Origin of the sequence: Algicola sagamiensis DSM 14643 (genome assembly GCF_000374485.1) — a bacterium.
GTDB lineage: Bacteria > Pseudomonadota > Gammaproteobacteria > Enterobacterales > Alteromonadaceae > Algicola > Algicola sagamiensis.
In genome coordinates this window covers 107,400-131,510 of record NZ_KB894495.1, presented here as the reverse complement: position 1 = coordinate 131,510, position 24,111 = coordinate 107,400, and the positions used below count along the sequence as shown (strand labels likewise).

The window sequence follows — 24,111 nt, the reverse complement described above, 5'->3', positions numbered from 1 at the left end:
CACAGTCGAAAAAAAGGCCTGAAGATCAGGCCTTTATTCGTTGATTTTAAACTTACTTTTTCTTTTTGGCTTTTGGATTTGGTAAATCCGTGATGCTGCCTTCAAAGATTTCTGAAGCAAGACCAATCGACTCGTTCAATGTTGGATGCGCGTGGATCGTTAATGCTAAATCTTCAGCATCTGCGCCCATTTCGATTGCAAGACCGATTTCACCAAGCATTTCGCCTGCGTTGATCCCAACAATCGCACCACCAACAACGCGACCTGTGTCTTTTTCGAATAACATCTTCGTCATACCCTCAGAGCGTGCTGAGGCAATTGCACGACCAGAAGCAGCCCAAGGGAATACCGCTTTCTCAACGTTGACACCTTGCTCTTTTGCTTCTTTCTCTGTCAAACCAACCCAGGCGATTTCAGGATCTGTATATGCAACAGAAGGAATACAACGTGGGTCGAAGTAGTGTTTCTGTCCAGAAATGACTTCAGCTGCAACGTGTGCTTCATGAACCGCTTTGTGTGCAAGCATTGGTTGACCAACGATGTCACCAATCGCATGGATATGCGGAACGTTGGTGCGAAGCTGGTTATCAACATTGATGAAACCACGATCATCAACCTGAACACCCGCTTTTTCTGCGTCAAGCAACTTACCATTTGGGACCCGGCCAACAGCCACAAGGATCTTGTCATAACGCACCGCTTTTTCTGGCGCATTCTTTCCTTCGAAAGAAACGTACAAACCGTCATCTTTCGCTTCAACAGCAGTGACTTTCGTCGATAACATCATGTTGAAACGCTTTTTGTTGTGCTTGGTGTACACGTTGACGATGTCTTTATCCGCTGCGGGTACAAGCTGGTCAAAGAATTCAACAACGCTCACATTCGTGCCTAATGAAGAGTACACAGTACCCATCTCAAGACCGATGATACCACCACCAATGACAAGCATTTCTTCTGGAATGTCTTTAAGCTCTAACGCACCTGTTGAGTCGATCACGCGAGGATCGTCTTTAGGAATAAACGGCAATGAAACTGGCTCAGAACCCGCAGCAATGATCGCATTGTCAAACGTGATAGTTGTCGTGCCGTCTTTGCCTTCCACAGCAAGGGTGTTTGCGCCTGTGAATTTGCCGTAGCCATTGACCACGTTCACTTTACGCATTTTCGCCATGCCGTCTAAGCCACCTGTCAGCTGCTTGACAACTTTATCTTTCCACTTGCGGATCTTGTCTAAATCGATTTCTGGTTGACCAAAAGTCACACCATGGGAAGCCATATCTTTTGCGTCATCAATTACTTTTGCGACATGGAGAAGGGCTTTTGAAGGGATACAACCTACGTTAAGACAAACGCCACCCAGCGACTTGTTTGCTTCAACAAGTGTGACGTCCAGTCCTAAATCTGCCGCGCGGAATGCGGCAGAGTAACCGCCCGGGCCGGAACCAAGTACGACGACTTGGGTTTTGATATCGTTGCTCATTGCGAACCTCTAGTTATTCTTTGCTGGGTTTGTCCCAAAATTCTTTGTTCTCTGGCATACTTAAGTGCATCGTGAGATTACTCTCACGTTCAGCCAGAATTCTAGCAGGAAAGCGCTATCCCTGACTATGGGTAGCGCCTTCGCATTTTCGTGTTATAAAACGAGTTTTCTGATATCAGAAAGTACACTGCTCACTTCTACCGCAAAACGCGCTGCAACAGCACCATCAATGACACGGTGGTCATAAGATAGTGAAAGTGGCAACATCAGACGCGGAGCAAATTCTTTACCGTTCCACTTCGGCTTGATCTCGCTCTTCGAGACACCAAGAATTGCAACATCTGGCGCATTGACAATTGGTGTAAATGCCGTACCACCGATGCCACCCAAACTTGAAATCGTGAAACATGCACCTTGCATATCCTTCGCAGTCAGCTTACCGTCGCGTGCTTTCTTCGAGATACCCATGAGTTCTTTCGACAACTCATAGATACCTTTCTGATCCACATCACGAACCACAGGGACAACCAAACCATTTGGTGTATCCACTGCAATACCGATATGCACGTATTTCTTCATGATCAGGTGCTCACCATCTTCAGAGAGTGATGAGTTGAACACTGGATAAGCACGGAGCGCGTTGGCCACTGATTTCATGATGAATACAAGTGGTGTCACCTTGAAGCCAAGATCTTTCTTCTTGACGACTTCGTTTTGTTCTTTGCGGAACGCTTCAACATCCGTGATATCTGCTTCGTCGAATTGTGTTACGTGTGGGATGGTGACCCAGTTACGGTGCAAATTCGGACCAGAGATTTTCTGAATACGCGTCAGTGGTACTTCTTCCACTTCACCAAACTTCGAGAAATCAACTTTCGGTTGTGGAATAACTTGAAGACCACCAGTGCCTGCACCTACAGATGAAGAGCCAGTTGCCTTCGGACGAGATAGCTCGTATTTCACGTAAGACTGAACATCTTCTTTTAAAATACGATTTTTACGGCCTGTGCCGCTGACTTTCGTTAAATCAACACCAAACTCACGTGCTAAACGACGCACCGCAGGGCTTGCATGCACAACACCAGAACCTTTACGCTCACCTGCTGATGGGTGATGTGGGACTGGTGGCGCTTTTGATGCTGCTTGCTTTGTTTCCTGTGCAGGCACCTCTACTGTTTGTGCTTCTTGAGCAGGCGCTGGTTTTGCTACTGGAGCAGGTGCCGCAGCAGATTTTACTTTGAGTGTCAGTACCAAAGAGCCTTCAGAGACTTTGTCTCCCGTTGCGACTTTCAAAGAATCAACCACACCGTCTTCTGGGCATGGTACATCCATCGTTGCTTTGTCAGTTTCGAGGGTGATCAAACCGTCTTCCTTTGCAACGGTGTCACCTTCTGCAACAAGCACATCAATGACGTCAACTTCACCATCAGAACCAATGTCTGGCACGGTGACTTCTATCACTTGTTCTCCGCCCTGTGCAACAGGTGCTGATGCTGGCTCAGGTTCTGCTACAGGCGTTGGGGCTGCTTCTTCTTTTGGTACTTCAACAGCTGGTGCTTCAGATGCACCCGCTTCTTCGAGCATCGCAATCAAAGTGCCTTCTGACACTTTGTCGCCAACAGCAACTTTTAATTCTTTGATCACCCCAGCAAATGGTGCCGGGATATCCATCGATGCCTTGTCACTTTCAACCGTGATCAAGGAATCTTCCGCTTCTACGCTTTCGCCTGGTTCAACGCATAGCTCGATGACTTCAACTTCATCGCCACCGACATCAGGAGCAAAAACTTCTTTGATATTCGCCATGAATTTCTCCTTATCAAGCGTAAAGCGGATTGAGTTTATCGGTGTCGATTTCAAAACGCTCAATCGCTTCTGCCACGACTTTCGGTTTGATCTCACCACGACGTGCAAGCTGTGCAAGGGCAGCAACAACCACGTATTTCTCATCAACTTCAAAGTGACGACGCAGGTTTTCACGGCTGTCTGAACGACCAAAACCGTCTGTACCAAGTACGTGGAAAGTCTCAGGAACCCAAGCACGGATCTGGTCAGCATACAGCTTCATATAATCTGTCGCCGCAATTACAGGGCCTTTTTCGCCTTCTAATACTTCTGTGACGAATGCTTTCTTCGGCTCAGACTCAGGATTAAGCATATTCCAGCGCTCTACATCCAGACCATCACGTGCAAGCTCGTTGAAAGAGGTCACGCTGTAAACCGTTGAATTCACACCGTAGTCTTTCGCTAGGATTTCTGCTGCGTTGCGAACTTGCAATAAGATCGTACCAGAGCCCATGAGCTGAACGTTCAGTTTGTTGCCCTTGCCTTTCACGCTATCTAGCTTGTATAAACCACGAAGAATGCCTTCTTCAGAGCCTTCTGGCATTGCAGGTTGTGCGTAGTTTTCGTTCATCACAGTGAGGTAATAGAAGATATTCTCTTGCTCACCATACATGCGACGCATACCGTCTTGAACGATCACTGCGACTTCATAGCCATAGGTTGGATCGTAAGTCACACAGTTTGGTACTGTGCCAAAATGAAGGTGGCTGTGGCCATCTTGGTGCTGGAGACCTTCACCGTTAAGCGTTGTTCTACCTGCTGTACCACCAATCAAGAAACCACGTGCCTGGCTGTCGCCAGCGGCCCAAACCATATCACCCACACGTTGGAAACCAAACATAGAGTAATAGATATAGAACGGGATCATCGGCTCATTCACCGTTGAGTAAGAAGTCCCTGCACATAACCAAGATGCCATAGCTCCTAGCTCATTGATGCCTTCTTGAAGTACCTGACCTTTTTGGTCTTCACGGTAGTAAGCAACCTGATCCGCATCTTGTGGCGTGTATTTCTGGCCACCGTGCGCATAGATACCAACTTGACGGAATAAACCTTCCATCCCGAAAGTACGTGCTTCATCAGGGATAATTGGAACAATACGCTTGCCCAACTTTTTGTCTTTCAACAATGCTGTCAGGACACGAACAAATGCCATTGTTGTTGAAATTTCACGGTCACCTGAACCTTTGGTGATCGCTTCAAATGCTTTCATCTCAGGAAGCACAACTTCTTTGTCCGTTTGTGCACGACGCTTTGGCATCAAACCACCAAGAGAGTTACGACGCTCCATCATGTATTTGTATTCTGCGCTATCTTCTTCGAAGCGGTAGTATGGCAAGTCAGCCAACTGCTCATCAGAAACAGGAATGTTAAAACGATCACGGTAATGTTTGACCGCATCGAGTTCCATTTTCTTAACTTGGTGCGCGATGTTCTTCCCTTCACCTGCAGATCCCATACCGTAGCCTTTCACGGTCTTCGCCAAGATCACTTGCGGACGGCCTTTGGTATTCACAGCACGGTGATACGCAGCATGGACCTTCACCGGATCATGCCCGCCACGATTCAAACGCCAAATATCTTCATCAGACATATTCGCAACGAGACGCTCAGTCTCTGGAGACTTACCAAAGAAGTTTTCACGCGTGTAACGGCCGCCTTTTGCTTTACAGTTCTGGTACTCACCATCAACGGTTTGTTCCATGACTTCCAGCAGCTTGCCAGATGTGTCACGTGCGATAAGTGGATCCCAGTATGAACCCCAGATCACTTTGATCACTTCCCAACCTGCACCACGGAATGTGCCTTCCAGCTCCTGAATGATTTTGCCATTACCACGAACTGGGCCATCAAGGCGCTGTAGGTTACAGTTGATGACGAACGTCAGGTTGTCCAAGCCTTCGCGTGCTGCAAGGCCGATTGCACCCAAGCTTTCTGGCTCATCACACTCACCGTCTCCCATGAAGCAGTAAACGCGCTGATCAGAACAATCTTTAATGCCACGGTCCGTAAGATACTTCAAGAAACGCGCTTGATAAATTGCCTGCATTGGACCTAAGCCCATTGATACCGTTGGGAACTGCCAGAAATCAGGCATTAATTTTGGATGCGGGTAAGATGACAAGCCATCTTGGAACGCTTCCTGACGGAAACCATCCATTTGGTCTTCGCTAAAACGGCCTTCAAGGAATGCACGACCGTAGATACCAGGCGATGCATGGCCTTGAATAAATAAGAAGTCACCACCGGATTCACCGTTTGGTGCTTGAAAGAAATGGTTAAAACCAACATCATATAGCATTGCAGAGGACGCAAAGCTTGAGATATGTCCGCCTAGCTCAAGATTTTTCTTCGATGCACGAAGAACCATCACGAGTGCATTCCAACGGATTGCGGAACGAATACGCGCTTCAATCGATTGATCGCCAGGCATTGACGGCTCTTGGCCTGCCGGGATCGTGTTGATATAAGCCGTTGTCGCATCATATGGCATATGAGCACCATTGCGACGTGCTTTATCTATCAACTTTTCTAAAAGATAGTGCGCACGCTCTGGCCCTTCTTCTTCGAGGACGGCTTCTAAGGCGTCGATCCATTCATCAGTTTCCAATGGATCGATGTCATGAGCGAGAATATCTGACATACTATTGTCCTTACAATTGTTGATGTGTCGGTTGATTGAAAACCACCACATACATCATTAAAAACACTTAGGAATTTTTCGAGTAAACGCTACGATTTTTGCCGATTTCGACGCAGTGAGCGCTCAACTCTTGTTTTTTCTTTACTGATTTCGAGGATGATTTCCTCGATATAAGCCAAATGCGCATTACTCGCACTTTGCGCCTTATCCGGTTCTCCTTTTGTCATCGCATCAACAAGAAATCGACGATGTGCTTTTATCTGCACCGCGACATCCGGGCGTTGTTTCAGGATCTCTAGGTTTTGGCGAATATTTTTTTCCAGAAGCTGTTCTAAGCTCCTGACAAAGTGTAGCAGCACCAGATTATGAGAAGCCTCTGCAATTGCTAAATAAAAGCGAAAAGCTGATTTTGCTTCTTCATCAAGGTTTTCTGTTGCTTGCGCAGCCTCTAATTCTTCAAAACGTTGTTGAATTTGGACGTGATCGGCTTCAGTACCACGTAGTGCTGCATAAAATGCAGAAATCCCTTCCAACGCCTGCCGAAACTCCAATAAATCAAATTGAGATTCGGGATGGCGATTGAGTAAATCCGCAAGTGGATCAGACACTGTATTTTTCATTTGTGCAGACACAAACGTCCCACCGCCTTGTTTACGTGTCACAAGGCCTTTGGCTTCGAGTTTCTGGATCGCTTCGCGTAGAGAAGGACGAGACACATCAAATTGCTTCGCCAGTTCTCTCTCTGGAGGAAATTTCTGCCCCGCGCGATACGTTCCTTCAATGATCATCTGCTCAAGTTGCTCAACAATCACATCGGACAATTTTGCGGGCTTTATTTTAATTGAAGTCAATGCTTGAATCGCTCCAAAGCACACCACATGATGTGTTTCATTTCATTCAAAATGGTAAATTGGTCTTACCAAGATATTAGTGACAAGAAAGATTAGCAAATATTCCATATCCGGTAAAGCATCTCGGGGTTATTTCAGGCAAGAGAATTAGAGCTACCGCTCTAGATAAGTCTAGGCTGACTCAACTTGATTCATTCCATCTTTTCTATTAGGAACCATATAAAAGAGGATAAAATAAAATCACTATTTAGATTTATTTTTAAAATTTAATATAAGTAAATGTTATTAAATTTTGTAAGGCGTACTTTGACCATAAAAAGTATAATTTTACAGGCATTTTCCATTCCAGATCGATATAATACGTCACAATTTATTTTTGATGGAGTTGTTCATGATCCTCGTTACTGGTGGCGCAGGCTATATCGGTAGTCACACTCTCGTAGAACTGATAAACCAGTCAGAGTCTGTTGTCGTGATCGATAACCTACAAAATTCAACAGAACTTGCCTTAGAAAAAGTCAAAGAAATCACAGGCAAAGATCTGACATTTTACCAAGGAGATATTGGTGACGCCCAACTCTTGAAGCAAATCTTCGAGAAGCATCCAATCAAAAGTGTCATCCACTTCGCCGCTTCGAAGTCAGTCAATGAGTCTGTTTCGCAGCCTCTCGCATATTATCGAAATAATATTTCAGCAACAGTGACCTTGCTGGAATGCATGGCACAATTCAATATCAAAAATATTATTTATTCATCATCTGCAGCCGTTTATGGTGATCCAGTGTATACACCGATGGATGAAGCCCATCCAATTGGACCAATCACCCCTTATGGAAAGACCAAATACTTTGGTGAACAGATCCTTGCAGATCTTGCGGTATCAGATAGCCAGTGGAATATTGTCATGTTACGGTACTTTAATCCGATTGGCGCACATCATTCCGGACTCATTGGTGAAGATCCGCTAGGCGAACCAAGAAATCTACTTCCTTACCTCACGCAGGTTGCCATTGGTAAACGAAAGGTCCTAAGTATTTTTGGTCAAGACTATAACACCATAGATGGAACGCCTGTCCGCGATTACATCCATGTTGTTGACTTAGCAAAAGGGCATGTCCAAGCACTCAATCTGATTCAGAAACAATGTGGGTTAAAAGTATTGAATCTTGGAACAGGAAAGCCAACTTCTGTCTTAGAGTTGGTCTCTCGATTTGAAGCTGTTACTGGGCAAAAGCTCCCCTATCAAATGATGCCAAGACGTGAAGGCGATGCAGAATGCTGCTATGCAGCCCCTGATGCGGCGCTCAAAGAAATGAGCTGGAAAACCGAACTCTCACTCGACAATATGCTTGAAGATGCATGGCATTGGCAGTCCAAAAACCCGAATGGATATAATTAATTACCTCTAATAATTAGATTTTTTATCAGATGCTTCTGATGTTGGTAATGTTGAGTCGATTTCAGAGAGTAATAACATCTATTAAAAATTCAGCTGAAATAAGCAGCAATGAACAACATTTGCAATCTACTGTTTGCATTAAACAAGTTCTCTCATTGGTATTTAAGCATCAATGTTAACAACCAGAAAATAAAGGTCGGTTGGAATATCAAGAGAAGTATTCATCAATTCGACCACCGAAATATGAACCGTACAACAAATTGATATCAAAATGAAAATAGGTTTCCTGCTAAGAGATTTAAGTATGGGCGGAACAGAAGTAACAACAATCCGCCTAGCAGAACAGTTGACCCAGATGGGCCATGAATGCCATCTTATTTGCCTGACAGATGTCAAGGTAGTTGAGCATAATCAGCAGATTATTCATCATGTACTTGATATGCCCGTTCGCTTCCACCCAAAATTGGGAAAAGTCTATGCACCCGTTTTTCTTGAATGGTTTTATGAGGAAGAAAGGAAAAACGGAGAGTTTGATGCAGTTTTCTGTGGCCATGGAGAAAGCTTGGACATCTGCGCATATATTGAAGATGAACGCTTTGTGCAATGTGTTCATACGGGATATTCCTATGCTTACAATCAAAGAAACTGGTTCAAAAAACTCCGATATAAGCAAAAATTTGGCCCCCGATTTAACAATAAACATACAATTTGTGTTTCTGAAGGACTGATTGATGAGTGTAAGCAAATTTTTAAGCAACCATACCGCTCATACCAATGTATATACAACCCGTTCGATATCGAAAAAATTCAGAAACTTGCACAAGAAGATAGCCCTTTCAACTTGGAAAAACCATACATTACTTTTGTTGGTCGATTTGAAGAGCCAAAAAGGGTTGATATCTTAATCGAAGCATTTCAACACGTTACTTCAAATGTTGATTTAGTCCTCGTCGGTGAAGGAAGCTGGCAAGAAAGGCTTGAAAAACAAATTGCTTCAGAAAACCTTACAGACCGTATTCATATCATTCCGTTTTGTGATAACCCGTATCCGATTATGAATCAAGCTGAATTATTTGTACTGACATCTGTTACAGAAGGGCTTCCGACAGTTTTAATTGAATCTTTGATTTGCCATACACCAATTGTCAGTGTTGACTGTCCCACCGGACCACGTGAGATTATGAAAAACTACTTTGACAATAACCTGGTTGAATCGCACAATCCACTACAGATTGCTCGTCAAATCGATCATGCATTAACTACAAAATCAGATATTAACTTTAAGGAAAGCTATCAACGATTTTCCGCGGATTGCATTGCAAAGGCATATATTGATTTTATCGAAAATACATTTAATCGATAAATGAAATGGATCATAAGCATTTTAGTCGTTTTTTTGATTCAATATTAAAGGAGAACTCTTTGAGAATTGGCTTTTTTGTTCGAGACTTGAAAATTGAAGGTGTTCAGATAGTCTCTACACAACTTGCACAACATTTAGCCAAGCTGGGACATCAGTGCGATTTAATCTGCCTGCAACCTGATCAACAAATCGATCTCTTAAACACAGTTCAACACCATGTTATTCAAGTACCTGGACGTTTTAAATCGTCTAAAGCAGCACAGTTTAAAGCTCCTTTTCTCGAATGGCTTCACAAGGAAGAAAAGGCTGGAGGCCGATTTGACACAATATTTTGCGGACACGAAGAAACTATAGATATCGCAGCACATATTGATGACTCAAGGTTTGTGCCCTGTATTCATAATTCATATGAATTTCATTATGAAAAAAGAAACTGGCTGAAACGACTGAGATTTAAACAAAAATATAAGAAAAAGTTTTCGAAAAAACACGTGATTTGCGTTTCTCAGGGGATCAAAGACTTCTGCCAAAAAGTTATTCCGGGCTCATTTCTCTCTATCACAACGATTTATAATCCTTTTGAAATAGAGTCTATCCGCCAGGCAGCAATGGAACCCACACATCAACCCGTTCCAAAACGCTATCTTCTATTTGTTGGTCGCCTTGAATTACAAAAACAGGTCAATCGCCTCATTGAGGCTTTACCCTTTGTTGATAGCCAAATCGATCTTGTCATCTTAGGAGAAGGTTCGCTAGAACAAGAACTTCGCACTCAGGTAAAGCAACTGAGCCTATCTAAGCGTGTTCATTTCCTTCCATTCACAAATAACCCTTACCCGATCATGAGAAATGCAGAGCTGCTCATTCTGACATCCATTCATGAAGGATTTGGCAATGTACTTGTCGAGTCACTCATTTGTGAGACCCCAATACTCAGTACAAATTGTCCATCCGGACCTGCAGAGATTATGACAGGTTGTTTTGAAGACAACCTGATCCACTCAGACAATCCCCGTGATATTGCCACAGGAATAAACAGAGCATTAGCTTCTAGCCGTATCTTTAACTTTTCAAAAAGTTATGCCCGATTTGATGCTAATTCAATCACAAAGCAGTACATACAATTTATCCAAGAAAAACTACTGAACAACACCAAATAAAGATAACAGTGCTACAAAGGTGAGAAAGAACGTCATTGTTCTTTTCGCTAGTGCGACCATTTGGCTAGGGATCACACATACACTTTCGTGTGATTCAGGTAAAATGCCTGAAGCTAATGCGATATTTCCTAGAAACTGATAAGGTGTACGGTGGGGCAACAAGACGTTTGTGATCCACTGCTGTGCACCTTTTGTAAATTCACCAACGAATAAAAAGCCTAAACTGTATATACGTGAGGGGAGCCAGTCCAAAATCATCAATACCCGATTCTCACGAGAAAGATTACAGCTTTCCTGGTAGGCGGGCACTGTCATCCTCAATAACGCATATGTGATAGCCCCAAAGATACCAAGACAAACAAACCAGAAGATGACAGCTGCATAATAACGAAAATTTACCCAGATCAAATGCTGTCCAAATTTATTCTGGCAGTAAGCTTCATGGTAACACCCCATTTTTTCAGCCAGAATGATACACGCTTCGATATCCTCCCGCCCAGCAGCATTCAAAAATGCTTTATAAGATTGACGCCTTGATACACTACCAAGACATAGACGTAAAAGCATTGCCGCAACAAGCATATCAGCTAAAAAGGGTACTGCTCCAACCAATTCTTGAAGACCAAATGCAAAACACAAACTCGCCACAATCCATCCTGTATACCCCCAAGACTTCTTAATACGCTGGTAGATTGGTGAGACATAATACCAAAGCTCGAACTTTTGACTCATGGGTAAAAATCTTTCTGCTAACAGAGCGCACAAAATAACAAGGATCGTCATGCCCTTTTCTCCAACGAATGAAAATAATGGTCCCAATCAAACCCAATACCAGGATCTGTCTTTCTTCCTGGTGCGATATGTTCATGTCCAACAATTCGGGATTTCGTCAGCTTAGGGTAAAGCATCATTAAGTGTCCAGTGATCTCAGCTAATTGTTGATATTGTTCATCTGTAAAAGTTGTTGTATCTGTACCTTCAAGTTCAATCCCAATAGAAAAGTCGTTACATTTTTCTCGCCCTTGAAATTGCGACACACCAGCATGCCATGCACGCTTATCAAATGGAACATACTGAACAACTTCTCCATCGCGTCTGATCAAGAGATGTGCTGAAACGCGCAACTGGTAAATGTCTTGAAAATCTGGATGAGTATTCGGGTCTAATTTGCCCAGAAACAAATCATCGATATAAGGTGTACCATAATTCCCACAAGGTAATGAAATACAATGGATCACCAGTAAATCAACATCAACCTGTTTCGGTCGTTCATCGAAATGCGGGGAAATATTCTGGCGGGCTAATTTGAGCCACCCGTCTTGAATTGCTTGCAAAACCAAGATAAAAGCCTCATATAAGAATATATTCGAATATAATGAGAGGTTTTGATGTCAGACGCAACAAAGCAGTTTGGAGTCAGGTTTTATTTTATCTTTTTCGTGATCCTGATGGGAATGATGTACTTCTTTTTTGAAGATGCACTTCAAAAGCAATGGAATCCAAACCAGGAAGTCAAAACACAAGGTGAAACCGTTGTTCTCAAGCGAAATAAATATGGTCATTATATTCTGAATGGACTCATTAACGAACAACCTGTTCGCTTTATGCTGGATACAGGTGCCACCCGAGTTGCTATTCCACTGCAAGTTGCAGAACGCCTCGACCTTCAAAAAGGAAGAAAATATCAAACTTCCACTGCAAATGGACTGTCGACATCATACGACACAACACTGGAGACTCTTTCATTCGGCAATATTCATCTACAAAATGTGAAAGCGGGTATTGCAACAGGCTTTGAAGGGGAAGAGATTTTACTGGGAATGAGCGCACTCAAGCAACTAGAATTCACCCAAAAAGGGGATACGTTGATTATCAAACAGCCATAGTGAATTGGTGTCTTATCGTGGCAATTGGCTTCAGAATCACTCCCTTAACTCAGTATAAAAAAACCTGAATGATGTTCATTCAGGTTTTTCCAATCAATCACGATAAGTGAAGCTTAAGGCTCTTCTTGAGGACCTTCATCCTCTGGCATCGCTTCTTCATCAGACATTTCAGCTTCGTCAATCGCACGTTGTGCTTCTTCCTGTTTCAAACGTTCACGCTCAGCACGACGTTTCGCTCGTTCGTCTTTTCTCTTTTTCCTTTTCCATGCTTCTGAACGTTTCTTCTCAAGCTGCTTCTCATGAATATTCAACTGCTTGAGTTTACGGCGCTCCGCTTGGATTAACATATTGTATCGAGCCGCAACTGAGTCAATCACACCAGATTGTACTGGCTGGCCTTTGCTAAAGCCCATTTTTTCTTTGACTTTATCAATCGCACGCTGTTTTTGAATTTCCAGATCTTCAATACTAGTGACCAGTTTTTCACGATCGCGTTCGATTTTTCCTGAACGGAGAAATTTATCAATTCCCTCCGCAGTGTCTTCATAATCCATTCCCTGAAGAGAGGTAGCCGAACCTGTTGTCGTTTTAATGGTCACTTCTTTTGCATCTTGCCCACAAGGGAATTGGCTAAACTCGACGCCATTTTCGGTTTCACAACGAAAAACCCCCGCCGCTGATGCAACAGATGAAATACATGCCAGACATAGTGATAAGACGAGTATACGCATATTCCTAAAATTGCTCTTTGTAGGACAGCCAAGGTTGACGATGTACCAACATCGTCCAGCCATCAATATATAAATAATAAAATGTAAACAAACTATAATACATTTGACTGTCAGAAGTAACGCCTGATTACACAAATTCTGGTGTAATTGTCTACGTTTTTCCACTTACCGATGAAAAACTATGCAATTTATCCTTAATTTTTTTCTTTCATCGGTTTTTCTGAGTTCTCTGGGTCATAATTTAAGTTTGGAGAAAGCCACCGCTCAATCTCAGATAATGGCATATTCTTCCTTTGTGCATATTCTTTCACTTGCTCCTCACCAATCTTCCCCACAGCAAAATATTTACTTTGAGGATGTGAGAAATACCAACCACTGACAGAAGCCGCTGGACGCATGGCATAACTTTCTGTAATTTGCATGCCAATATTCTCTTCAACGCTGAGTAGCGACCAAAGCTTTCCTTTTTCTGTATGTTCCGGGCATGCTGGGTACCCTGGAGCTGGTCGTATTCCTTGATAGCGCTCACGGATCAATGCATCATTATCTAAATCTTCTTCGGGTGCATAACCCCAATATTCCTTTCTCACCTGTTGGTGAAGGTATTCTGCCAGTCCTTCTGCAAAGCGATCCGCAACGGACTTAATCAAAATGCTCTGATAATCATCCTGTGCAGCCTCACAAGCATTCGCCCATTCTTCGGCTTCAAAGCCTGCTGTCACAGCAAACGAGCCGATGTAATCCGATACATTCGACTCTTTTGAGGCGATAAAGTCCGCTAAGCAATAGTTTGGGCCTCGTCCTTTAAAATCGGTCTGCTGACGAAGATTACATAACGTTGTCAGCAATGAACCATCTTCTTGATAAATTTCGATATCATCTTGTACACGATTGGCTGGAAATAACCCAAAAACAGCTTTTGCACAAAATCGCTTCTCTTGGATCACTTGATCAATCAAACGATTCGCATCTTCATACAATTGCGTTGCTTGTTCACCGACAACCTCATCGCTCAGGATCCGTGGATATTTTCCAGCAAGCTGCCACGTCATAAAAAATGGGGTCCAATCAATAAAATTGCGAACAATATTTAAATCAATATTTTCCCAAATATGGATCCCAAGTTTTTTCGGCTTTGGAGGCGTATATCCAGCCCAATCGATTTTCGGTTCATTCCGTCTTGCTGCTTCTAATGATAAGTAAGAGACGTGCTGATGCTTACGTTCATGTTGTTCAATGACTCGCGCATAATCACGCTTTACTTGTTCAAATAAGGTTTCTTTTTGTTTCGCATTCAATAACTGCGAAGCAACTGGTACAGCCCGAGAAGCATTTGAAACATAAACAATAGGCTCTTCGTAATGTGGTGCGATTTTAATCGCTGTATGCGCTTTTGAAGTCGTCGCTCCACCAATCAAAACTGGAATATCAAAGTTATTTCGCTTTAATTCCTTTGCAACATGGACCATTTCATCCAAAGACGGTGTGATGAGGCCCGAGAGACCAATCACATCAACTTGCTCTTCTTTTGCGACTTTTAAAATCTCCTCACATGGCACCATGACGCCTAGGTCAATGATCTCATAATTATTACATTGCAAAACAACACCAACGATATTTTTGCCAATGTCATGGACATCTCCTTTCACAGTCGCGAGCAGGATTTTACCATTCGAGCTACCCTCTTCCTTTTCGTCTTCAATATAAGGCTCTAAATAAGCTACTGCTTTCTTCATCACTCGAGCTGATTTGACCACTTGCGGAAGAAACATTTTCCCTTCTCCAAATAGGTCACCAACCACATTCATCCCATCCATCAAAGGTCCTTCGATGACTTCTAACGGTCTGTCTGATGAGAGACGCGCTTCTTCTGTGTCCTCTACGATATATTCAGTAATACCATGAACCAGCGCATGACTAAGACGCTCTCTTACAGGAAGAGTACGCCAAGTCAAATCAATCGCTTTTGCCTTTACGCCATCTCCTTTATAATCATTTGCAATCTCAAGTAAGCGTTCTGTCGAATCTTCCCGACGATTGAGGATCACATCCTCTACCCGCTCTTTCAATTCGCTAGGAATATCATCATAAACGGTCAGCTGACCTGCATTTACAATCCCCATGTCCATGCCAGCTTTGATTGCATGGAATAAAAAGACGGAGTGCATCGCTTCACGAACCGGATTATTTCCTCGGAAAGAAAAGGAAATATTCGATACACCACCAGATACCTTGGCGTGAGGTAAATGCTGTTTGATCAACCGTGTCGCTTCAATAAAATCGACAGCATAATTATTGTGCTCATCAATTCCGGTTGCGACTGCAAAAATATTTGGATCAAAGATGATATCTTCGGGAGGGAACTGAACCTGCTCTGTGAGGATTTTGTAAGATCGTTCGCAAATTTCAAATTTACGAGCGCATGTGTCTGCTTGGCCCTGTTCATCAAATGCCATCACAACACATGCAGCACCAAATTTTCTTAGCGTTGTCGCATGTTCAATAAATTGTCTCTCTCCTTCTTTGAGAGAGATAGAGTTCACAATGGCCTTTCCTTGGATACATTTCAACCCTGCAAAGACAACATCCCATTTTGAGGAGTCGATCATGATTGGAACACGTGCAATTTCTGGCTCCGCTGCGATTAAATTCAGAAATCGCACCATCGCTGCTTGAGAGTCCAGCATTGCCTCATCCATATTGATATCAATGATCTGTGCACCATTTTCTACCTGATCACGTGCTACATCTAACGCTTCCTCATATCTGTCTTCAAGGATCAACCGCTTAAACTTTGCAGACCCGGTGACATTTGTCCGTTCGCCGACATTGATAAAGCTCGCTACCTGCTGCATGTTAAGACTCCACGCTCATTGCTTCTAACCCCGATAAACGCATCTTGACTGGCAGCTTTGGCTTTTCTCTTTTCGGAAATGCTTCAACAGCGTTTTTCATCGCCTGAATATGGGCGGGAGTGGTGCCACAGCAACCCCCAACAATATTCAAAAAACCACTCTCGGCCCACTCATGAATTTCTGCAGCCATTTCTTCTGGGCCTAAATCATATTCACCAAATTCATTGGGTAAACCCGCATTTGGGTGGACGGAAACATAGCCTTCGCAGACATCACTTAGGTTTGCAACATACTGGCGAAGCTGATCCGGCCCTAAAGCACAATTGAGACCAAAGCTCAACGGGTTCACATGTCGCAGCGCGTTATAAAATGCTTCCGTTGTTTGACCTGATAATGTACGGCCAGATGCATCGGTGATCGTGCCAGAAATCATCACCGGCAACTTGTAACCTAATTCATCAAAAACACTTTCAACCGCAAAGGCAGCCGCTTTCGCATTCAGGGTATCAAAAATCGTTTCGATAAGAATAATATCTGAGCCACCTTCAATCAGTGCCTTCGTTGCTTCTTGGTAAGCAGTGACAAGCTGATCAAAATCAATATTTCGAAAGCCGGGATCATTCACATCCGGTGAAAGAGATGCCGTTCGATTCGTTGGCCCTAATACTCCTGCAACCCATTTTATTTGGCCAGTTTGTGCTTCATATGATTTTGCAACTTCCTTTGCAATTTTGGCTGCTTCCAAATTGATTTCCCGACATAAGTCTTCCATGTGATAATCAGCCATTGCAATCGACGTTGCATTAAACGTATTCGTTTCAATAATATCTGCACCAGCTACATAATACTTCTGATGGATTTCTCGAATAATTTCAGGTTGTGTCAATACGAGCAGGTCATTATTCCCTTTTAAAGGTGATTTCCAATCTGCAAAACGTTTGCCACGATAATCTTCTTCTTCAAGTTGATAGTCCTGGATCATAGTGCCCATTGCACCATCCAATATCACGATCCGTTCTGAAAGCGTCTTGTACAACGCATCAATTCTTGCTTGATCAATCCACATAATTATCCGTTCTCACATGCTGGCTAATTTCATTTAAGTCATATGGCGTTGCCTGATAGACGTAGTAGTTCAGCCAATTACTAAACAATAAAAAAGCATGACTTTGCCAGCGTTTGCTTGGCGTTTGTGTCATATCATCACCTGGATAATAATTTTCTGGCAAAACAGGTGATAAACCAGCATCAATATCTCTGATTAATTCCTGATGCAATGTCTGGGCATCATACTCTGGGTGGCCTGTCACATAGATCTGACTCCCTTGCTGATCCTTAATAAGGTAAGGTCCAACAATCTCACTACTGGCCAGAACTTCTAATTCGGGCTGTTCTCTGATCAAATGTTCTGGTACATAAGCATAACGTGAGTGGGGTGCCCAGAATTCATCATCAAACCCCCTTAAAAGTGGCTTTTTCGGCAACAAATTACGATGCCGATAAACACCACAAGCTTTTTGATCTCGAATATCTCTTTGCAAACCATAGTAATAATATAGTGCTGCATGTGCGGCCCAACACAAAAAGAGAGTTGATGTCACACGCTCTTTCGCCCAATCAAAAATTTCCGTCAACGTTGACCAATAAGTCACTTCTTCATAATCCAACTTTCCAAGTGGCGCACCTGTAATAATCAAGCCGTCGTAATTGGTTTGTTTGACTTCAGCAAATGTTTTATAGAAGGTGGTCAGGTAATTTTCTGAAGTGTGTTTGCTAGCATGGTGCTCTATCCGAACAAGATCGGCATCGATTTGTAGGGGAGTATTCGCGAGTAAACGTAACAGCTGGATTTCTGTTTCGACTTTATTTGGCATGAGGTTCAGAATAGCGAGCTTCATGGGACGAATATCTTGGTTCTTCGCAAATGTACTGGGAAGAACATGAATATTCTCTTCTCTGAGTGCTTCAATTGCTGGTAATTCATCGGTAACCCGTAAAGACATGCTGCCCTCCAAACTCAAAAACAGATGGCTGAAGGTAATTCAATCAGAAGCAAAGAATAAACCATCCTCAACTTCTATCGCCTTTTGGGTCAATCCAATACACAAAAAGACATCTAACACAGACAGCCTCGATATATATAGAGTGGCTTATCACAATGGACATGTCAACACCTAGATGTTTAGACGTCCAAATAAGAGCGCTGTATTACGAATCTTTCACTTTATTCCTATAAACACTGATTAGAAAAGACAATGTCGAAATATATCTCTCGATAGCGGGCCACGAATTTTCATCATCATGTGCATGAAAAATATGCATAAAAAAACCAACCCGAAGGCTGGTTTTTATCGTTCATTCACAATCTATGTTTTTAGAAAGCTTCTGCTGCAATTTCTGCTTCTGCATCTGGCTCTTTTTCATCTGCTTTGACTTCTGCTTTCACAAGAAGCATATCGCGAAGCTGTTTTTCAATATCGTCAGCAATGTGCGTGTTTTCTTTTAAGAACTTAATGCTGTTTGATTTACCCTGACCAATTTTATCGCCATTGTAGCTGTACCATGCACCAGACTTATCGACGAGCTTATGCTTCACACCGAGGTCAAGCAGTTCACCTTCTTTGGAGATACCTTCACCATAAGCGATAATGAATTCTGCTTGCTTAAATGGTGGTGCAACTTTGTTCTTCACGACTTTCACGCGGGTTTCGTTGCCGACGATTTCATCACCGTCTTTTACAGAACCGATCCGACGGATATCAAGACGAACAGATGCGTAGAACTTCAATGCATTACCACCCGTTGTTGTTTCCGGGTTACCAAACATCACCCCGATCTTCATACGGATTTGGTTGATGAAGATACAAAGTGTATTGGAACGTTTGATATTTGCTGTCAACTTACGAAGTGCTTGTGACATCAAACGCGCCTGCAAGCCAACGTGGCTGTCACCCATTTCGCCTTCAATTTCTGCTTTTGGCGTTAATGCCGCAACAGAGTCAACGATGATGACATCTACAGCTGCAGAACGAACGAGCATATCTGCAATTTCTAATGCCTGTTCACCTGTATCTGGCTGAGAAACAAGGAGCTCATCAACATTGACACCCAATTTCTCTGCATAGACAGGGTCGAGCGCATGCTCAGCATCAACGAAAGCACAGGTTTTTCCAAGCTTTTGCGCCTCTGCAATGGTCTGTAATGTCAATGTTGTTTTACCGGATGACTCCGGGCCGTAGATTTCAACAATCCGCCCCGTTGGCAAACCACCAATACCGAGTGCAATATCCAGTCCTAAAGATCCTGTTGAGATCCCTTCGATATCCATCGTTGTTGAATCGCCAAGACGCATGATTGAACCTTTACCGAACTGGCGTTCAATTTGACTTAGCGCGGCCCCAAGTGCTTTTTGTTTGTTCTCGTCCATCGTCATCACCGATTGTTTATTCTGAAATACTGCGGGAAATTATACTGTATAATCGTACAGCATCAAGCCCTTTTCTTAATTTTTCTGATCATTTTTACCATCACCCCAATGTTGTCAAGGACTGACAAAGAGTTATCGGACTTGGAACATATCAACTATATTTCTTTTACAGACTCATCAATAGAATTGGGGCACAGGTTGGCTATTTCATTACGCATCAGTATCTTGCTATGCCTGCTTCTATCGCTCGGTCTCCCCAACTTAAGCAATGCGGACAATACACAAGATAAAGTATCCATTTTAAAAAACGACTGGACCAGTCAACTTGTCCTTGCCGAAATCGCAAAGCACCTACTTGAACAAAAAGGGTACCACGTCAAATTCGTGAACTCGAATATCCGTCAACAATGGCCATTACTCAAAAGAGAAGTCGCGAACGTTCAGATCGAAGTTTGGGAAGGTACGATGGCAAAAGAACTAGAAAAAGCACTGAAGAAAGGACATGTTGTGTATGCAGGTGATCATCCAGTAAAAACTCGCGAAGAATGGTGGTACCCAGAATATGTAGAAAAGCTTTGCCCAGGACTTCCTCATTGGCGTGCATTACTGGTCTGTTCGAATCTATTTCTACACCCCGCCACTCGACCAAAAGCACGATACCTAGGTGGTCCCTGGGATAAATACGATGAATCAAAAATCCGCGCTTTAGGATTGAATTTTCAGCTGATTAAGTCTAAAAACTCCGATCAATTATGGAAAGAAGTCGACCGGTATATTTCTCGGCAAGAACCGATTATTTTCTTTAACTGGACACCAAACTGGGTCGAGGCGCGTATCAAAGGTAAATTTGTTGAATTTCCAGAATATGCTCCCGAATGTATCTCAGATCCAAGCTGGGGGATCAATACGAAGTACCCCTGGGATTGTGGAAACCCAAAAGCAGGCTGGCTCAAAAAAGTGGTATCCAGCTCCATTCCGAAACGCGCTCCTTGCGCTTTTGAAATCATTCAGAAGTTTGAATTCACAAATAATATGATTTCTGAACTAGTTGCGATGGTCGATGTGGACAAAAAAGATATCGTGTTCGCAAAGAGCTGGTGGCTAGAAACCAACCAAAAGTTGTGGAAAAATTGGATTTCTGGAGAAAAATGCCAGGCCCGTCAAGCAAACCTGGCTGTCGACATTGACTCTTAACGCCTTATGGTTCAAACCGCCAGTGCCCTATCGCCTTTTTCTTCCAACCAAGCTTTGCGGTCGCCAGAGCGCTTCTTGGCCAAAAGCATATCCATCAACTCAAACGTTTGTTCCGCAGCTTCGTTAGTCAGTTGAACCAGTCGTCGGGTATTTGGATCCATCGTCGTTTCGCGAAGTTGCATTGGGTTCATTTCGCCCAGTCCTTTGAAGCGTTGAACATTCACTTTCCCTTTTTTCTTTTCTGCGGATATTCGGTCAAGCACACCTTCTTTTTCAGCTTCATCCAGTGCGTAATAGACATCTTTACCGATATCAATGCGATAGAGTGGCGGCATCGCAACGTAGACATGCCCCGCCTCAACCAGTGTTCGGAAATGGCGTACAAATAGCGCGCATAGCAAGGTGGCAATATGCAGCCCATCTGAGTCTGCATCAGCAAGAATACAGATTTTGCCATAGCGAAGATTTTTTAAATCATTACTATCCGGCTCAATGCCCAAAGCAACGGAAATATCATGAACTTCCTGTGAGGCCAAGATCTGTTCTGAGTCGACTTCCCAGGTATTCAAAATTTTTCCGCGTAGTGGCATCACAGCCTGAAACTCTCGATCTCGCGCTTGCTTTGCAGAGCCACCAGCGGAGTCACCTTCGACAAGAAACAGTTCTGTTCGACTAACATCTTGAAGTGAACAATCTGTCAATTTGCCTGGTAATGCAGGGCCTGAAGTGACTTTTTTACGGACCACTTTTTTACTCGCACGAAGACGCTTTTGTGCATTGTTGATACATAATTGTGCAATCAGCTCTGCTTGCTCTGTATGCTCATTCAACCAAAGACTAAAAGCATCTTTTACGACACCAGACACAAATGCTGCACATTGACGAGAGGATAAGCGCTCTTTCGTTTGCCCAGCGAATTGTGGATCCTGCATCTTCACAGAAAGAATATACGTGCATTTTTCCCAGATATCCTCAGGGGATAGCTTTACACCTCTTGGCAATAAGTTACGGAACTCACAGAACTCACGTACCGCTTCTAATAACCCCTGGCGCATCCCGTTCACATGTGTGCCACCTTGTGCTGTAGGGATCAAATTGACATAGCTTTCAGCCGTGACCTGCCCTCCATCAGGAAGCCACATGACAGCCCAGTCAACGGCTTCATGTTCTGAAGCAAATGCACCCGTGAATGGATCTTGTGGTAGTGTTTCGTAACCTTGCGTACTTTCAATCAAATAGTCTTTCAAACCATCTTGGTAACACCATTGATGGCTCTCTTTTGAAAGCTTATCTTCAAACTTGAGCGTCAGCCCCGGACATAAAACAGCTTTTGCTTTCAATAAATGGAGCATGCGCGACACAGAAAACTTTGCAGAATCAAAATAAGATGCCTCAGGCCAGAATCGAACACGAGTGCCTGTATTTCGTTTACCGACGGTACCCGTTACTTCTAGCTCTGAAACCTTTGCTCCATTCTCAAAAGCAATTTCGAAGACTTGACCATCTCGTTTAATTTCGATTTCAACTCGGGTCGATAATGCGTTGACAACTGAGATCCCAACCCCGTGTAATCCACCGGAGAACTGATAGTTTTTATTTGAAAACTTTCCGCCTGCGTGGAGTTTACACAAAATCAGTTCCACGCCAGACACCCCCTCTTCTGGGTGAATATCTACGGGCATACCACGTCCATTATCAATCACTTCCAGAGAATGATCGTCATGGAGAATGATTTGCACCTTATCTGCAAATCCAGCCAATGCTTCATCCACACTGTTATCGATCACTTCCTGACCGAGGTGGTTGGGGCGTGTTGTATCCGTATACATGCCTGGGCGACGTTGTACCGGTTCCAAGCCATTTAATACTTCAATTGATTCGGAGTTGTAATCTTGTTGTGTCATGTTTATCTTTCACGATCCCAAAAAAATGTCATGATCTCAGGCAGGTAACGTTCAAAACCAACAAACCGATGGTTGCCGCCTGGCTCAACCGTTTGTTTGCAAGCATGGTATTTTGCCACAGCTTCACGAAAATCGAGAACTTCATCACCTTCTTGTTGCAATAACCAAATATTGTCCGGTGTCGGCAGTGTTTCAAGGTGAAGCTGATGCAATCCCGCTAAGTCGCGTTCATCAAGCGTAAATGCATGGGAAGTATATGGGTTCACATGCTGTGTATCATATTGCTCAACCAAGCGAAAAGGTGCAACCGCAGGATTAACCAATACCGCGGGGCGTGCAATCATTTGCGACACATACGTCGCATAGTATCCACCGAGAGAACTCCCCATGATACCAAGGATCCGACCTTCGTAGCGATTCACCAATCGTTCTAAAAAGGCAGGAAGCTCACGCATTTCATCCGGCAGTTGCGGCGCGACCACTTCAACGCCAGCTATTTCGTGACAATAATGAATCATTTGCTGTGCTTTTTCAGATTGCGGGGAGCTTAAGAATCCGTGAAAGTAGAGAATAATCTGTGTTTGTTGAGCCATATAAAATCCGATTGATAACGCCCATCAGCATGCAGAATAAAACGTCGCAAGCCTGGGCCTTGATTTTCTTGTATCCATTGCGATGGGTGAGGTAAGAATTGTACACTGGTTGCAGGAGCTGAGTGGATAGACAAGCTGTCTATTCGATAATCTTCAGCTTGATGAATATGCCCATGCGCCAAAAATTGAATCTGAGGGTAGCGCGTCGATAACTCAATTAACCGTTCACCATTCGCTAAACGGTGCTTATCTAGCGCAATATTGAGTGCGACAGGGTGGTGATGGCAAAAGAGTGCTGAATAACCTGTGTGCTCCTTTAACGCCTGCTCAAGTTCTTCCAAATGCAGTTCATCAAGCCAACCCGCTGGTGTCTCTCCTTTACTATCCAGTAATAAGATTTGCCAGTGCTTCCAATGGATCTGTTTCTGTGAATACCAAGGCAGAGAAGATAATGTTGCTGACAATTGTGATATATCATCGTGATTTCCGGGTAACCAAAAACAAGGTTGTGAGAGTCTTTGAACAGACTCAGCGAGAAACTGATAACTTGGCAAAAGATGATCCTGAGTCACATCACCTGTCACGAGTAAAATATCAAACGGAATCGATTGCAAATATTCAACCACTTGCATCCAGTGCACACGTGTATCGACATCAAAATAGCGCATTCCTGGTTCCGAAAAAAGATGTAAATCTGAAACCTGAATGATTGTGAAAGAAGCCGGATCACTTGCGCATTGAAACGCTGGTGAAAACCAAGAGTTCATAAACAAAAAGTT

At 43.4% G+C, this 24,111-nt stretch carries 19 protein-coding genes; 5 read left to right on the top strand and 14 right to left on the bottom strand.

Translation table 11 applies throughout. The features are described 5' to 3' along the window. Positions 1 to 52: 52 nt before the first annotated feature. From lpdA to pdhR, 4 genes are all read right to left on the bottom strand, one after another. Positions 53 to 1,480, bottom strand: a complete 1,428-nt coding sequence (gene lpdA, locus C505_RS0109725) for a dihydrolipoyl dehydrogenase (protein ID WP_018692420.1) — start codon at positions 1,478 to 1,480, stop codon at positions 53 to 55. A 153-nt stretch (positions 1,481 to 1,633) separates the two neighbouring features. Further along, the gene (gene aceF / locus C505_RS0109720; protein ID WP_018692419.1) at positions 1,634 to 3,286 is read right to left on the bottom strand and encodes a pyruvate dehydrogenase complex dihydrolipoyllysine-residue acetyltransferase; all 1,653 of its coding nucleotides are present in this window, start codon (positions 3,284 to 3,286) and stop codon (positions 1,634 to 1,636) included. A 13-nt stretch (positions 3,287 to 3,299) separates the two neighbouring features. Further along, positions 3,300 to 5,969, bottom strand: a complete 2,670-nt coding sequence (aceE, locus tag C505_RS0109715) for a pyruvate dehydrogenase (acetyl-transferring), homodimeric type (RefSeq protein ID WP_018692418.1) — start codon at positions 5,967 to 5,969, stop codon at positions 3,300 to 3,302. A gap of 89 nt (positions 5,970 to 6,058) precedes the next feature. Then, complete coding sequence (gene pdhR, locus C505_RS0109710; RefSeq protein WP_026317868.1) at positions 6,059 to 6,820, bottom strand: pyruvate dehydrogenase complex transcriptional repressor PdhR; 762 nt, start codon at positions 6,818 to 6,820, stop codon at positions 6,059 to 6,061. A 391-nt stretch (positions 6,821 to 7,211) separates the two neighbouring features. Here pdhR and galE point away from each other — a divergent pair, with 391 nt between their 5' ends. The 3 genes from galE (at position 7,212) to C505_RS23620 (ending at position 10,742) form a co-directional block, all read left to right on the top strand. Next, complete coding sequence (gene galE / locus C505_RS0109705; protein ID WP_018692416.1) at positions 7,212 to 8,219, top strand: UDP-glucose 4-epimerase GalE; 1,008 nt, start codon at positions 7,212 to 7,214, stop codon at positions 8,217 to 8,219. Positions 8,220 to 8,490: 271 nt separating this feature from the next. Continuing rightward, entirely contained in the window at positions 8,491 to 9,582 is a 1,092-nt protein-coding gene (locus tag C505_RS21970; protein WP_083938312.1) for a glycosyltransferase, read from the top strand. 59 nt (positions 9,583 to 9,641) lie between these two features. Further along, a complete protein-coding gene (locus C505_RS23620) occupies positions 9,642 to 10,742 on the top strand; it encodes a glycosyltransferase (protein ID WP_169337028.1) in 1,101 nt (366 codons plus the stop codon). Here the strand turns inward: C505_RS23620 and ampE are convergent. Both ampE and ampD read right to left on the bottom strand, forming a co-directional pair. After that, complete coding sequence (ampE, locus tag C505_RS0109690; RefSeq protein ID WP_245556350.1) at positions 10,722 to 11,474, bottom strand: regulatory signaling modulator protein AmpE; 753 nt, start codon at positions 11,472 to 11,474, stop codon at positions 10,722 to 10,724. The genes C505_RS23620 and ampE overlap by 21 nt on opposite strands. 47 nt (positions 11,475 to 11,521) lie before the next feature. Further along, a complete protein-coding gene (gene ampD / locus C505_RS0109685; protein WP_018692412.1) occupies positions 11,522 to 12,082 on the bottom strand; it encodes a 1,6-anhydro-N-acetylmuramyl-L-alanine amidase AmpD in 561 nt (186 codons plus the stop codon). 48 nt (positions 12,083 to 12,130) lie between these two features. Here ampD and C505_RS0109680 point away from each other — a divergent pair, with 48 nt between their 5' ends. Then, the gene (locus tag C505_RS0109680; protein ID WP_018692411.1) at positions 12,131 to 12,628 is read left to right on the top strand and encodes a retropepsin-like aspartic protease family protein; all 498 of its coding nucleotides are present in this window, start codon (positions 12,131 to 12,133) and stop codon (positions 12,626 to 12,628) included. Between the two features lie 113 nt (positions 12,629 to 12,741). On the opposite strand, the gene C505_RS0109675 is transcribed toward C505_RS0109680, so the two are convergent. The 5 genes from C505_RS0109675 to recA all read right to left on the bottom strand — a co-directional run bounded on the left by C505_RS0109675 (position 12,742) and on the right by recA (position 19,641). Then, complete coding sequence (locus C505_RS0109675; RefSeq protein ID WP_018692410.1) at positions 12,742 to 13,359, bottom strand: DUF4124 domain-containing protein; 618 nt, start codon at positions 13,357 to 13,359, stop codon at positions 12,742 to 12,744. Between the two features lie 194 nt (positions 13,360 to 13,553). Next, the gene (gene metH / locus C505_RS0109670) at positions 13,554 to 16,214 is read right to left on the bottom strand and encodes a methionine synthase (RefSeq protein WP_018692409.1); all 2,661 of its coding nucleotides are present in this window, start codon (positions 16,212 to 16,214) and stop codon (positions 13,554 to 13,556) included. A gap of 1 nt (position 16,215) precedes the next feature. After that, positions 16,216 to 17,280, bottom strand: coding sequence for a homocysteine S-methyltransferase family protein (locus tag C505_RS24540; RefSeq protein WP_018692408.1), 1,065 nt, complete (start codon positions 17,278 to 17,280; stop codon positions 16,216 to 16,218). Continuing rightward, positions 17,270 to 18,217, bottom strand: a complete 948-nt coding sequence (locus C505_RS0109660; protein ID WP_018692407.1) for a homoserine O-succinyltransferase — start codon at positions 18,215 to 18,217, stop codon at positions 17,270 to 17,272. The genes C505_RS24540 and C505_RS0109660 overlap by 11 nt, the downstream gene beginning before the upstream one ends. Before the next feature lie 371 nt (positions 18,218 to 18,588). Beyond that, the gene (gene recA, locus C505_RS0109655; RefSeq protein ID WP_026317866.1) at positions 18,589 to 19,641 is read right to left on the bottom strand and encodes a recombinase RecA; all 1,053 of its coding nucleotides are present in this window, start codon (positions 19,639 to 19,641) and stop codon (positions 18,589 to 18,591) included. Positions 19,642 to 19,839: 198 nt separating this feature from the next. Here recA and C505_RS0109650 point away from each other — a divergent pair, with 198 nt between their 5' ends. Then, positions 19,840 to 20,835 (top strand): ABC transporter substrate-binding protein, encoded by a 996-nt coding sequence (locus C505_RS0109650; protein WP_018692405.1) that lies wholly within the window; start codon positions 19,840 to 19,842, stop codon positions 20,833 to 20,835. Between the two features lie 11 nt (positions 20,836 to 20,846). Here the strand turns inward: C505_RS0109650 and parE are convergent, their stop codons facing one another. Genes parE through C505_RS21960 form a run of 3 tightly spaced genes read right to left on the bottom strand, consistent with a single transcriptional unit; the run spans position 20,847 to position 24,099 of the window. Continuing rightward, entirely contained in the window at positions 20,847 to 22,739 is a 1,893-nt protein-coding gene (gene parE / locus C505_RS0109645; RefSeq protein WP_018692404.1) for a DNA topoisomerase IV subunit B, read from the bottom strand. 2 nt (positions 22,740 to 22,741) lie between these two features. Continuing rightward, positions 22,742 to 23,332, bottom strand: a complete 591-nt coding sequence (locus C505_RS0109640) for a YqiA/YcfP family alpha/beta fold hydrolase (RefSeq protein ID WP_018692403.1) — start codon at positions 23,330 to 23,332, stop codon at positions 22,742 to 22,744. Next, complete coding sequence (locus C505_RS21960; RefSeq protein ID WP_018692402.1) at positions 23,287 to 24,099, bottom strand: metallophosphoesterase; 813 nt, start codon at positions 24,097 to 24,099, stop codon at positions 23,287 to 23,289. Before C505_RS21960 ends, C505_RS0109640 begins: the two co-directional genes overlap by 46 nt. Between the last annotated feature and the right edge of the window lie 12 nt (positions 24,100 to 24,111).

Excerpts from the sequence above, each read along its gene's own strand:
- C505_RS0109680 (WP_018692411.1), top strand. The coding sequence starts at position 12,131 with ATGTCAGACGCAACAAAGCAGTTTGGAGTCAGGTTTTATTTTATCTTT.
- metH (WP_018692409.1), bottom strand. The coding sequence starts at position 16,214 with ATGCAGCAGGTAGCGAGCTTTATCAATGTCGGCGAACGGACAAATGTC.
- aceE (WP_018692418.1), bottom strand. The coding sequence starts at position 5,969 with ATGTCAGATATTCTCGCTCATGACATCGATCCATTGGAAACTGATGAA.
- C505_RS21970 (WP_083938312.1), top strand. The coding sequence starts at position 8,491 with ATGAAAATAGGTTTCCTGCTAAGAGATTTAAGTATGGGCGGAACAGAA.
- parE (WP_018692404.1), bottom strand. The coding sequence starts at position 22,739 with ATGACACAACAAGATTACAACTCCGAATCAATTGAAGTATTAAATGGC.
- C505_RS0109640 (WP_018692403.1), bottom strand. The coding sequence starts at position 23,332 with ATGGCTCAACAAACACAGATTATTCTCTACTTTCACGGATTCTTAAGC.
- C505_RS21960 (WP_018692402.1), bottom strand. The coding sequence starts at position 24,099 with ATGAACTCTTGGTTTTCACCAGCGTTTCAATGCGCAAGTGATCCGGCT.
- galE (WP_018692416.1), top strand. The coding sequence starts at position 7,212 with ATGATCCTCGTTACTGGTGGCGCAGGCTATATCGGTAGTCACACTCTC.
- C505_RS24540 (WP_018692408.1), bottom strand. The coding sequence starts at position 17,280 with ATGTGGATTGATCAAGCAAGAATTGATGCGTTGTACAAGACGCTTTCA.
- C505_RS0109675 (WP_018692410.1), bottom strand. The coding sequence starts at position 13,359 with ATGCGTATACTCGTCTTATCACTATGTCTGGCATGTATTTCATCTGTT.
- lpdA (WP_018692420.1), bottom strand. The coding sequence starts at position 1,480 with ATGAGCAACGATATCAAAACCCAAGTCGTCGTACTTGGTTCCGGCCCG.
- aceF (WP_018692419.1), bottom strand. The coding sequence starts at position 3,286 with ATGGCGAATATCAAAGAAGTTTTTGCTCCTGATGTCGGTGGCGATGAA.
- recA (WP_026317866.1), bottom strand. The coding sequence starts at position 19,641 with ATGGACGAGAACAAACAAAAAGCACTTGGGGCCGCGCTAAGTCAAATT.
- C505_RS0109660 (WP_018692407.1), bottom strand. The coding sequence starts at position 18,217 with ATGTCTTTACGGGTTACCGATGAATTACCAGCAATTGAAGCACTCAGA.
- ampE (WP_245556350.1), bottom strand. The coding sequence starts at position 11,474 with ATGAGTCAAAAGTTCGAGCTTTGGTATTATGTCTCACCAATCTACCAG.